The organism is Candidatus Poribacteria bacterium (assembly GCA_021295715.1).
Taxonomy (GTDB): Bacteria; Poribacteria; WGA-4E; order WGA-4E; family WGA-3G; genus WGA-3G.
This window is the reverse complement of the sequence record JAGWBV010000087.1, coordinates 20,316-31,954: the sequence shown is the minus strand read 5'-3', so window position 1 is coordinate 31,954 and position 11,639 is coordinate 20,316. Positions and strand designations below refer to the sequence as shown.

General features: G+C 47.3%; 10 protein-coding genes and 1 tRNA gene. 8 read left to right on the top strand and 3 right to left on the bottom strand.

Annotation, left to right across the window (positions count from 1 at the left end):
- Window positions 1–113: 113 nt before the first annotated feature.
- The 8 genes from J4G07_18490 to J4G07_18455 all read left to right on the top strand — a co-directional run bounded on the left by J4G07_18490 (window position 114) and on the right by J4G07_18455 (window position 7,778).
- Window positions 114–845: a TIM barrel protein gene (locus tag J4G07_18490; protein MCE2415975.1), complete on the top strand. Its 732-nt coding sequence runs from the start codon at window positions 114–116 to the stop codon at window positions 843–845.
- A 77-nt stretch (window positions 846–922) separates the two neighbouring features.
- Window positions 923–1,432, top strand: coding sequence for a Uma2 family endonuclease (locus tag J4G07_18485; GenBank protein MCE2415974.1), 510 nt, complete (start codon window positions 923–925; stop codon window positions 1,430–1,432).
- Between the two features lie 12 nt (window positions 1,433–1,444).
- On the top strand, window positions 1,445–3,781 hold the full coding sequence (locus J4G07_18480) for a hypothetical protein (GenBank protein ID MCE2415973.1): 2,337 nt from the start codon (window positions 1,445–1,447) through the stop codon (window positions 3,779–3,781).
- Window positions 3,782–4,420: 639 nt separating this feature from the next.
- Window positions 4,421–4,810 carry a rhodanese-like domain-containing protein gene (locus tag J4G07_18475; GenBank protein ID MCE2415972.1) on the top strand — a complete coding sequence of 130 codons (390 nt, stop codon included), beginning with the start codon at window positions 4,421–4,423 and terminating at the stop codon, window positions 4,808–4,810.
- Window positions 4,811–4,968: 158 nt separating this feature from the next.
- A tRNA-Asn gene (locus J4G07_18470) sits at window positions 4,969–5,041 on the top strand.
- Window positions 5,042–5,154: 113 nt separating this feature from the next.
- Complete coding sequence (locus tag J4G07_18465) at window positions 5,155–5,979, top strand: phytanoyl-CoA dioxygenase family protein (GenBank protein ID MCE2415971.1); 825 nt, start codon at window positions 5,155–5,157, stop codon at window positions 5,977–5,979.
- Between the two features lie 12 nt (window positions 5,980–5,991).
- On the top strand, window positions 5,992–6,849 hold the full coding sequence (locus J4G07_18460) for an EcoRV family type II restriction endonuclease (protein ID MCE2415970.1): 858 nt from the start codon (window positions 5,992–5,994) through the stop codon (window positions 6,847–6,849).
- A complete protein-coding gene (locus tag J4G07_18455; protein ID MCE2415969.1) occupies window positions 6,849–7,778 on the top strand; it encodes a Dam family site-specific DNA-(adenine-N6)-methyltransferase in 930 nt (309 codons plus the stop codon). The genes J4G07_18460 and J4G07_18455 overlap by 1 nt, the downstream gene beginning before the upstream one ends.
- Window positions 7,779–7,794: 16 nt before the next feature.
- Here the strand turns inward: J4G07_18455 and J4G07_18450 are convergent, their stop codons facing one another.
- The 3 genes from J4G07_18450 to J4G07_18440 form a co-directional block, all read right to left on the bottom strand.
- Window positions 7,795–9,429 carry a thiamine pyrophosphate-binding protein gene (locus J4G07_18450; protein MCE2415968.1) on the bottom strand — a complete coding sequence of 545 codons (1,635 nt, stop codon included), beginning with the start codon at window positions 9,427–9,429 and terminating at the stop codon, window positions 7,795–7,797.
- 163 nt (window positions 9,430–9,592) lie between these two features.
- Window positions 9,593–10,720: an ABC transporter ATP-binding protein gene (locus J4G07_18445; protein MCE2415967.1), complete on the bottom strand. Its 1,128-nt coding sequence runs from the start codon at window positions 10,718–10,720 to the stop codon at window positions 9,593–9,595.
- 63 nt (window positions 10,721–10,783) lie between these two features.
- Entirely contained in the window at window positions 10,784–11,173 is a 390-nt protein-coding gene (locus J4G07_18440; GenBank protein MCE2415966.1) for an IS1 family transposase, read from the bottom strand.
- Window positions 11,174–11,639 lie beyond the last annotated feature (466 nt).

Sequence of the window (11,639 nt, the reverse complement as noted above, 5' to 3'; positions counted from 1 at the left end):
ACACGCGAAGATACACTGACCGGTGAGGATATCGTAGAAGGTTTTTCGTGTCACGTCGCACAACTTTTTGAATAAGGAGGAGGGCGAAGCTTGCAAGCCCTTAAAACTAAAGTATGAAGCTTGGTTTAGTTACGTATAATATGGCGAAAGATTGGGATGTCCCAACAATCATCGAAAACTGCATAGAAACAGGATTTTCAGGCGTGGAATTGCGGACAACGCATGCCCACGGCGTTGAAGTGGATCTTTCGGCAGATGAACGAGCGGCAGTAAAACAACAATTCGCAGACTCCCCGATCGAGATCGCCGGTTTAGGTTCCGCGTATGACTATCATGCCACGGATCAGGCAGTACTTCGTCGGAATATAGCCGGAACGAAGGCGTATTCTCAACTCGCCGCGGATGTTGGAGCCCCCGGTGTGAAGGTGCGTCCGAATGGACTCCCGAACGAGGTGCCTGTCGAAAAGACGTTGGAACAGATCGGGTTATCATTGCGCGAGTGTGGTGAATTTGCCGCTAACCTCGGTGTGGGGACCTCTGAACTTCCCCATATCCGCACGATTCTTGATGTTGCGGATCACGATAACGTTTATGTCTGCTGGAATTCTAATTTTGGTGAAGTAGAAGACGGCTCTATTCAGAACAACTTCAACCTCGTGAAAGGTAGGATCGGTTTAGTGCATATCACGGAACTCCACCGACGCGAGTATCCGTGGCGGGAACTTTTTACATCGTTGAAAGCATCTGGATATACAGGTTACACTTTGGCGGAAATTGCGGGAAGCTCCGATCCCATCCGCGTGATGAATTTCTATCGGGCGTTGTGGGAAGAATTGTCGAGGTAACAGGAGGCATTCTGATGCGTATGCTAAAAGCGAGTGATGAACAGACTGTAATATCTCTCACGCCCCTCGAAACCGATATGACCGTAGAGGAATTCCTTGAAAGCGATTTAGAGAGATATGAATATGTGAAAGGAGAATTAATACCCATGCCCCCGACATCCGGCGAACACGGCGATATTAGTATGAGCCTTGTTTTATTTTTAGGTCCGTATGTTCATGAAAATCAACTGGGTCGGGTTTATACGTCAGACACAGGCTTCCAAATTGGCGACCGGGTGTTGATGCCAGATATTGCGTTTATCTCAGCAGCGAGATTGCCTGATGACAGACGCAAAACGTTCTCCATCCCGCCGGACCTTGCCGTTGAAGTTGTTTCCCCGACAGATGCACAGTTTCGGGTCGTTGAAAAGGCACTTGTCTATCTCGCTGCGGGGACCCGACTCGTCTGGGTGATTGAACCTGTGGCAAAAACGGTGACGGTGTATCGTTCAGAGACAGACATCAAGGTGCTCACGCGCGAAGATACGCTTACGGGTGAAGATGTCGTGGAAGGCTTCTCCTGTGAGGTCTCACAACTTTTTGAATGAGGATAAACGCCATTGCCGAGATTGCAATTTTACATCTTATCCATAGGGCTATTTCTGTTGACTTCTGTCGGTATGAGTGACACACATAAAACCCTCCGTTTCAGCAATGATATTTGGGATGTTGAAATCGTCCCGAAGTCGCTTGCCATGAATGTCTATCCCGCGGGGACGGACCTAATGGTTCGGGTTTCATCGGGTCAGACAGGATTGGGTGCTGTGACGGATTTTTCTCATAACGACAACGGTGTGAGTTGGAAACTCCCGGAACACTCCGTCAGCGTTCACGTTGAATCGCAAAGAGACGCTCTAACGATCGAATTCATTCAAGATGCGCCCACAGACGAGGCACAAAATTTTACGTGGCCCGTTATTGAAAACACCGATTCCATCCACGGCTACATTTTCCCTTTCTTTGAGGGGAGTTACGTCCCGAAAGATGACATCACATGGCGAGATTTTTTGTGCGATCGGGGACGGATAAATACAACAGCGGGTCTCTCTATGCCGTTTTGGGGGTTGGATCTCGGCGAAAGAACACTCACCTATATTCTGACGAATCCCTTCAACAATCAGATTCTATTCCGTGCGCCGGAAACGTCTGACTTAGGGATGCAGGTATCGCACGCCTTCACGCCGAATTGGGAACGGAAAACATACGGGGTGCGCATCTCATTAGGTGCGGCATCCCCTGTCGAACCTGCCAAACACTATCGAAAGTGGTTGATTGAGAACGGTGAATTCGTTTCGTTCGCAGAAAAGATTGAGAAGACTCCAAAAGCGAAAAAATTGCTTGGTGCTGCGCATGTCTATCTCTGGGGCGGCAAACTCCTGAGTCAATACGATGTAACGGATTGGAAGGCGTTTGCTACAAAGCTCAGTCTTGGTTCCAATGAAGGGACAGTTGGAGGCATCGGAAAACGTATTTTTTCGCAACTGGACGCGGAGGTACAGGACGTTGTCCGAGACATGGCACGGGCAGATTATTCCTCTAACTACAGCCGACGTGTTGCGAGCCGGGCATTAAGTGAGCAGCTTGAAAACACCGAATTTTACAATGCCTCTGTGTGGTCAGAGATTTCCCTTGGACCCGAAATAGAAAAGTTAATTTCGCAGGACGTATCCTCACTATCGCTTATAGATATTTACCGCCGGAACTGTCTGCTACTTTACGCCGCGTTCCCCGATACACTACGGCGTCCAGACGAGTGGGGGGACGGTTTCTCTGTGAAACTCATGGAGCGGTTTGCTAAGAATGGGTTGGACAGACTCTGGCTTGGTGCTGATTCATGGCAGGACGGATTTCGGCATCCGACTGCTGTCGCGAAGGCGAGAGAACTCGGATATCTGATCGGACCCTACGATTCCTATCATAGCATTCATCACCCCACCGAAAAGGATACATGGGAGACGGCTCAGTTTGACCTGTCGCTTTATGAGGCAGGCGCGATTGTCAACGCGGATGGGACGAAGAATCGTGGGTTTAAGAAGAAGGGATATCACTTAAGTCCCCTCGTGGCACAACCTTATGTCGAAGATCGTGTCAACGGAATCGTCTCACAGATGCCGACAGACTTCAATACGTGGTTCATCGACTGCGATGCTTACGGTGAACTCTTTGACGATTATTCGCCCTCCCATTCAGCGACGCAGTTAGATGACATGAATGCACGACTTGCCCGTATTGCATGGATTCGGGATACACACAACATGGTTGTCGGTTCTGAAGGCGGTGCTGCCTACGCTGCGGCGACACTCCACTTCGCACACGGGATGACCGTGCCTGTCATTGGGTGGGGCGATCCAGATATGACGGAAAAGACCTCGCCTTACTACGTAGGCGGATATTGGCCCCCCGAAGCTCCAGCGATTCACATAAAACAGGTATCGCTTAAACCGAACTATCTGTATCTCTATTATGATCCACGATTCCGGTTACCGCTCTATCAGATTGTATTTCATGATTCGGTGATCACGACGAACCATTGGCTCTCTGGCAGCCTCAAATTTGAGAACGCAATTGGGATGTTAGCACTCTTAGAGTTGCTTTATAACGTTCCGCCATTATACCATCTGAACATGGCGGAGTTTACCAAGCATAAAGCGTGGATACAGCGGCACTACACGTTCTTTTCGCCGTTGCATCGGCAGATCGGTGGGCAGGCAATGACGAATTTTGAGTGGTTGCGCGATAACAGGCAGGTCCAACGCACTGAGTTTGGGGATGCTGTTGAAATATTTGCCAATTTCGGGACGGAGCCGTTTGAATATGAAGGCATAGGGATTCCGCCAAAAAGCGTGGTTGCGAGATGGATGGACACGGGTGAAGTTGCGGTATTTTCTGTGGAGTAAGGGTGGAAGGCGGAACGCTAATTGTCTGAATCAGGATTTTCAGGATTCGAGAATTTCATGACTGAAAGTTGCCTCCCTCACGCCAGAGGTGTGATGTGCTCATAGAAACCGCGATATAGCCAGTTTCGCAAGTCCAAGAAAGTGCTATATCTATAGAAAAACCGTTCCGAAGATGAACTTGATCGGATTTCTCGTATCGTCGCTGTGAACCCTGAAGAGATTAAGATATATACCTGATGTTACGCGCAATTTTGCACCGAATGATAGAGGGATGGAAACTATGTTCATGCAGAGAATCATAGCCTGTCTTCGGTTTCTCGGAATTCTGTTGCTAAGGGTTTTCCTGGGATACGCAGTAGGACACTTGTGGGTTATCGCTGTAGCCTTTGTTTTTCATTTCACAGGGGAGAACATAGTATCTCAACACGCAGCAATAGGTCCCCATCGCGGTCTTTATGACTATTTTGATTCAAGATACGACACAAGCATCCCTATTTTTCGCATTGTCGCTTGGGTCGCATGTATAGGAAACCTGGGGTGTATGGCTCTTGGATTTACTTGGGGTTTTTCTCAGGGAGAGTTAGATACCCAAAGATGGTTAAGAAAGCGTTACACTGAACTAAAAAGTTAGGGAAAGTTATGAATCACATTGAATTTTATCAAGCGAAACTCAATTACGAGACCGATTCTTGGGATCTCTTTGAGGCTCTCAATAACGAAGAACCTATTGTCGTAATAGATGCTCGTTCTCCAGAGGCGTATGCCCAAGAACACATCCCAACAGCGATAAGTATACCGCATCGAACAATGTCTGAGGCGACAACAAGTGAATTCGATACATCTAAGGTGTATGTGATCTACTGTGATGGGATCGGTTGCAATGCCTCTACCAAAGGTGCTTTGAATATGGCAAAATTGAGGTTTCAGGTTAAGGAGTTGATGGGTGGTTTAGATTGGTGGAAGCGTGATGGTTATGAAACGGAGGGTGAACAGGGAGTTACCGGAACGGAAGTTACATGTGGGTGTTGAATACGATAGTAAGGTCAATTTGCAATCGTGGGTAAGGCGGTGTATAATTAACATTGGTCTGTTTCATTTGTAGCAAAACATCTTTTCGGAAAACTCTGTAAAAAATTATGAATTTAATTTGCAATTGCGAATGAAACAGTGTATAATTATATTAGCAATCCCCCATAGCTCAGTCGGTAGAGCAGATGGCTGTTAACCATCGTGTCGGCGGTTCGAGTCCGTCTGGGGGAGTTCTCAATTTTGCTGACGGGCTTTGCCACTTATTCTGGCTGTCAAGGTTCGTCAGCAAAAATTTTTAACCTGTTCCTGTTCAAACCAGCGTTATTTCTCCAGTGGAGGTTAACATGCCTAAGCAATTTACCGATGCACAACTTGATGAACTCTTAGCAAAAGGCTACTTAATTGTCCCCGATTACTATTCAGGTGAACAACTTGCGGAGATGCAGGCTGCCCAACGCCGTGTACTCCCGACATGGGAAGACGTCAAAGACGATCCGCCTCCGGGTAGAGCGACTTTGACCGAATTCCCGCCCGCTGAAATGGCTTTATTACGTGCGATCGTGGACCACGATGCTTGGGAATTCGCCCGTAAATTTCTGAAAACGGAGCATATCCACTATCGTGCTGGATGTATGATTGCACGCTATCCTGGATTTAAAGGACCGGGTGTCGATAGCGATCCAAGCAATTTGCACATTGATAACGGCAACAACTCGCTGCTACCGCAGTCCGAGAGTGCTCGTGAATTCGGACAAATCGGCTTTTGGGTCCACCTTGAGGATGTTGACGAAGACCAAGCACCGCTGAGACTCCTCGCGAAGGAACACGGACGGGATACCTCTCAATACGAACCTCTTGTTTGCAAAGGTGGAACCGTCTGTATCTTCAACAACTATACGTTGCACTCAGCAAGCGATTATCTGCGGGAAGACGGACAACGCTTCACGTGGGGATTCGGTTTAGGACGGGCAGACCACTATTGGGAAGGCTTTCGGCACTACACAGACAAAGGTCGGAATCCGATGTTCTCGAAATTCATCGGCACGCTGACAGCGGCAGAGCGCGAAGTCTTTCGGTTCCCACCTGCCGGACATCCATATTATACACCGCAAACGCTTCAGGCGTTAGAAGAACAGTATCCGGGCTGGAACGCACGCGGTGAGTATTGAAAGGATTTATGGATGAACCGAGATTTGCAAATTAAGCAGGAGTTTTTCCGTGCGCTAACCCGATTCGTCTCATCACTCGACGAACATGTGAGTACAGATGATGGACAATGGAGCATCAACGGATTTATCGATGTATGTCGGAATATTTACACAATTTCTTCGGATACCAAAATAATATCCAAGATTCTTGAAATACATCTCTTTCCTCGTATTCTCAGTTTCGCGAAAGATATTGGATACCGAGTGGTTTTAGCTGAACATCAGAATTACTATCCAGACATATCTTTCGTGCATGCCAACAGCGAACATATCAAATTCGCCGTTGATTTCAAGACGACATACCGCTTACCAGATTACCCGGAGTTTTGCAATGGGTTCACATTAGGTTCCCACGGAGAATACTTTGTAAATAGAGGTAGCTCAAAGAATATTCAGTTCCCCTATAGTCAATACCAAGGACACTTCTGTTTGGGAATCATCTATAGCAGACATAGTGAAGAAGAAATAGATGAGACTCGTACTTATAGGTATGAAGAACTTCATTCGATATCTTCTGTTATAAAGGACTTCAAATTCTTCGTCGCAGAAAAATGGAGGATAGCAAGCGACAAAAGTGGTAGTGGCAATACGGCGAACATCGGCAGTATTAATAGAATTGCTGATATAGTCTCAGGACGTGGCATGTTCTCAGATTTGGGTGAGGAATGGTTTGATGATTATTGGATGAACTATGGTAAAATTACCATTACGGAAGATGACGGTAAAACGAAGCAGATTAGAAGCCTAAAAGATTTTGTTGCCTTTAGGGGTGGTGATGTTCGGCTAATTGTACCCAAAGCGAGAAAGATGCGGTTGAGAAGGAAGCAATAATGAGAGTTATGATTCCACCTATTAAATGTCAAGGGATAAAAAGCAAACTCATTCCTTTCATAAAACGGACTGTGGATTGGTCTTTTGCAGGCACATGGGTTGAACCCTTTATGGGATCCGGGGTTGTTGGGTTCAATATTATACCGCGCAACGCTATCTTTGCAGATAGCAATCCACATTTGATTAACTTCTATAACGCCATCGCGAGTGGAGAGATTGATGGTTTGAAAGTGAGAAACTTCCTCGAACAGCACGGCGAAACACTATCAAAATATGGGCAGGATTACTATTACGAAGTGAGAGAGCGTTTTAATAAAACACATGAACCGTTAGATTTTCTTTTTTTAAATCGATGCTGCTTCAATGGGATGATTCGATTCAATCGCAAGGGCGGTTTTAATGTACCTTTTGGGCACAAACCACAGCGGTTTTCCAAAGCATATATCACAAAGATTGTGAACCAAGTTGACTATGTTTACGTCATGTCAAGGCATTCCAACTGGTCATTTATTTGCCAAGATTTTAGAGAAACACTTAAAGGAATTTCTGAAGATGATTTTGTCTACTGCGATCCGCCTTATGTTGGAAGGCACGTTGATTATTTCGATAGTTGGGACGAAGAAAATGAACAACACCTATTTGGGATCTTAAGTCAATCTCCTGGCAAATTCATCTTATCCACTTGGCATAGCAATCAGTACAGGGAGAATGTTTTTCTTGAGACACTGTGGTCGGAATTCCATGTGTTAACTAAGGAACACTTCTATTACATTGGCGCGAAAGAAGAGAATAGAAAACCGATGCTTGAGGCATTGGTAATGAATTACACCCCCAAACACTTACATGAGGAACCAATTGAACGAGCCGAACAACTTTTACTTCTTGAAAAATTAGTTGAGTACCAAAGGAGCGAAAGTTTGGTGCCGTGAAATTGAATAAAGCGCGTTAAAAAGCCGTTTTTCGGAGCGGTTCGGACATCAACCATCCGATGACGTCGACAATATCGTCTTGCCGGTCCTGCAGCATCACTTCGATAAGTGCCGGTTTTTCGGCAGCGAGTGCGTCTTTCAAAGTGTCCTTGAAGTCTCCCAAATTCTCTACCCGCTCGGCATACGCACCGAAGGACTGCGCGAATTCGACGAAATTCGGATTGAGCAGATCCGTGTCGATTGTGCGTCCTTCACACCCTTTCTGTTGAGATCCTTTAATCGCTGACAAGGCACCATCGTTTACCACGATCGCTACGACATTGATCCCGTATTTCATGGCGGTTGCCATTTCCACAGCTCCCATCAGGAATCCGCCGTCACCACTGAAACAGATAACAGGTCGATCGGGATGAGCGACCTTCGCGCCGATCGCCGCAGGATACGCATGTCCTAATGCGACCCCGATGTTCGGATAGAGGAACGTCCTCGGATCGTAGATAGGAAATTCGGCGAAGGAAGCGTAGCCGAGAGCATGGACATCAATCGCATAAATGGTATCTCGTGGTAGCACATCCTGTAGTTCATGGATGACGGGCAGGGGTGGCTGTGCGTCAAAAGCTGTTCGGAGGTGCGCGAGTGTCTCATCCCACCCGTTTTCACCCGGAGCAATGTCCTCGATGAGTGCTTGCAACGTCAGTTTCAGATCACCGACGACGCCTATATCACACGGATATTCCAGCCCAATCTCGTCGGCATCTTCGTCTATTTGGATGAAGGGTTGAGGAAGTTCCAGACTCCAATTTCGGGTATCAATAGAGGTGAAACGCGGTCCGATACCGATTAAACAATCCGTCCGTTGGAGTGCCTCGCGTCCGAGGTAACCGTAGCAAATTTGTAATGCCAAGGGATGATCCTCCGACAAAACACCTTTTGCATTACGGGTAACAATGACAGGTGCGTTCAGTTTTTCGGCGAGGAGACGCAATTCGTTTCGGGCGTTTGAATGAAAGACAGCGGAACCGGCGAAAATTAGGGGCATCTTGGCGTTGCGAATGGTTTCGACTGCGGCACTCAGGGATGCGTCGTCAGGAGGCGATAATTCAGGACGCTCAACACGTGGTGGAATTCGGACATCCCCGTCTCCAGTGACGACATCCATCGGGAATTCGAGCATGGTGGGTCCCGGTCTCCCAGTGCGCATCGCTTTAAAGGCGTTTTCAATGACCACAGGAATTTCAGCGACAGTGTGGGCGATAGCACAGTATTTGGTAATCGACTCGAAGAACTGCATCTGATCCAAACCGTGGAACATCTTACTCGGATGTTTGCTGTAGAGACTGGAATCGCTCTGCCCCGTAATCAGGAGAACAGGTGCGCAATCGGTAAACGCCTCTAAAATCCCCGTCGATGCGTTGCTGGCACCCGGTCCCGGCACGGTGATAGCAACACCGACTTCGCCTGTTGCGCGAGCGAAACCGTCTGCCATCTGTGTCGCCGCGTATTCATGCCGGACAAGGTAGTGGTCGATCGTGCCTTTGCCGCGTCGCAGCAGCGCATCGTAGATTTGGATATTTTGGGTGCCGGGCATACCGAAAACCGCCGAGACTCCCTGCGCTTTCAAACATTCAATGATTATATCTCCGCCTTTCACGTATTACTCTCCTTTGTGTTCTCTGAGGAAATTTTCTAACCATGCATCGGGGTCATACCCGAATCGGCGTAAGAGTTGGCAGCCGACACGTTTTAGAAAATTTGGGATAAGATTAAAGAGTTTAAGTCGCCAATTCATAAGGAGTCGGGATTACAAATCCTTCCTACAAGATAGCGTTGCCACTATTTTTATCGAAAAAATGCATCCGGTCTGGAACAAATGTGACGTAGAGGTGCTGTCCGATTTCCGCTTCAAAGTTGGGCACTGTGGAGGCTTTCAGAATCGTGTGCGCGCCGGATGTATCCGTTCCGAGCGTCAATTCGACGATTGTTTCGGCACCAAGGGGTTCAACACTATAGACTTCAGCCTGAAATGCGTTGGGTATTGATTGATGACTAACAATTACATCCTCAGCATGCGTGCCGAAGATAAGATCTCGGTCTGGATCGTTGTTATTTACAACTTTAGCGATCTTGCGGTCCTGAATTGCGACTGAATTGTTCCGTCCGAGATGACTCACTAACATCAAATGGAACTCGCCATTCGTGCTGGAGATCTCACACGAGATGCAATTCATACTCGGATTGCCAATGAAACCAGCGACAAATAGATTGGTCGGATGATTATAGATTGCCGCAGGTGTTCCCAATTGCTGGATTCTGCCTGCTTCAAGGACTGCGATTCTGTCTGCCATTGACATCGCTTCGATTTGGTCATGCGTCACATAGAAGGTCGTTGTGCCGAGTTCACGTTGCCGCCAGCGGATTTCCGCTCGCATCTCAGTCCGAAGTTTCGCATCAAGATTGGAGATGGGTTCGTCCATAAGGAAAACTTGGGGACGACGGACCATTGCGCGTCCGAGTCCAACGCGCTGCGTCTCACCGCCGCTCAACTGATTCGGGGTCCGCATGAGCAGATGCTCGATATGAAGCATCTGGGCAATATCTCTGACGCGTCGGTCAATCTCCTCTGCTGAAAGTTTTCTCGGATGCAGTGGGAACGCCATATTCTCGTAAACGCTGAGGTGCGGATAGAGGATATGTGATTGGAAGACGAATGCGACATCGCGTTCCGCGGGGGTTTTATCGTTAACACTCACATCGTCGAGATAGATAGTGCCTTCTTCGGGTTTATCCAACCCAGCGATACACCGAAGCGTGGTCGTTTTTCCAGCACCTGTTTGACCGAGCAGCACAAAGAATTCCTCGTCCCGAATATCGAGATTGATGTCGTCGAGTGCGATGAGATCGCCGAACCGTTTTGTAAGGTTTTCGAGTCGGACTGTTGCCATAGGTAAGTCTACGATTCTGTGTTGTGGATATTGCTAAAGTATAGCACAAATAGTGCTCAGGGGTCAACAAGAATTCTTTGAACCGCTTCCTAACTCTCTGACACAATTCATTTGCTTTTTCCCCAAAAATATCGTATACTTTTTAGTATTATGTAGACCTATTATTTTTTTGTTGAGGGTACTAACTAACTTGGGTTTTGGTGCCTGCTTTTTCGCAAAGTTGCGGATCCATTTCAGCACTGCGGTCGTAGAGACCTCAAAGAGTTCTGCGATGGCATTCATTGAAATACCATGACAATACAATAGCACCGAGAGTCTTTTATGGGTTGTTGGGTGTCCTCGTGGGGTTGTGCGTGTCCATTGATAGTGGCAGGCTTTACATTTGTAACGTTGTGTGCTGTTGACGAACGCGTTTTTGACGAAATGCGGATGTTGACATTTTGGGCAGTTCATGTTGTTTCTCCGATGTGTCTTGATCTCGTCAAAAGTATCACATTTCCGGGCAGGTGTCAACAAAAAATTGCTCAATTTTTTGTTGACACCTTTTGCCAAATATGTTATCATTTATGTGATTGGTTACGACGTGAGGCGGTTTTAGAGGGTTCCTGTCCGTTTTTGCATCATTATTTGGTTAAAACCCTCAAAATTAGCACTCCGAAAATGCCCGAAGTCTAAAACCCAGCAGTGAATGTAAGGTGACACACATACGAACCGCAGTCGTTCCATTCCATAGTGATAAAGTCCGTTGTCGGACGACGGAAGACCCCGCGTCGGCGTGCGACTTCGCTGCGTCCGTTATGAACCCCGTGTTTAATTCTCTACAAGCAATCACCCTCCCCCACTTATCTCAAAATAAGCATTTTATTTCTAAGATAGATACAGCCGGTGTTGTCCGTCTGTTTTTGGTACGCCCGCCCGC

Bases quoted from the DNA above. Each gene is read 5' to 3' on its own strand.
- J4G07_18490 (MCE2415975.1), top strand. From the start codon at position 114: ATGAAGCTTGGTTTAGTTACGTATAATATGGCGAAAGATTGGGATGTC.
- J4G07_18485 (MCE2415974.1), top strand. From the start codon at position 923: ATGACCGTAGAGGAATTCCTTGAAAGCGATTTAGAGAGATATGAATAT.
- J4G07_18475 (MCE2415972.1), top strand. From the start codon at position 4,421: ATGAATCACATTGAATTTTATCAAGCGAAACTCAATTACGAGACCGAT.
- J4G07_18465 (MCE2415971.1), top strand. From the start codon at position 5,155: ATGCCTAAGCAATTTACCGATGCACAACTTGATGAACTCTTAGCAAAA.
- J4G07_18460 (MCE2415970.1), top strand. From the start codon at position 5,992: ATGAACCGAGATTTGCAAATTAAGCAGGAGTTTTTCCGTGCGCTAACC.
- J4G07_18455 (MCE2415969.1), top strand. From the start codon at position 6,849: ATGAGAGTTATGATTCCACCTATTAAATGTCAAGGGATAAAAAGCAAA.
- J4G07_18445 (MCE2415967.1), bottom strand. From the start codon at position 10,720: ATGGCAACAGTCCGACTCGAAAACCTTACAAAACGGTTCGGCGATCTC.
- J4G07_18440 (MCE2415966.1), bottom strand. From the start codon at position 11,173: ATGAACTGCCCAAAATGTCAACATCCGCATTTCGTCAAAAACGCGTTC.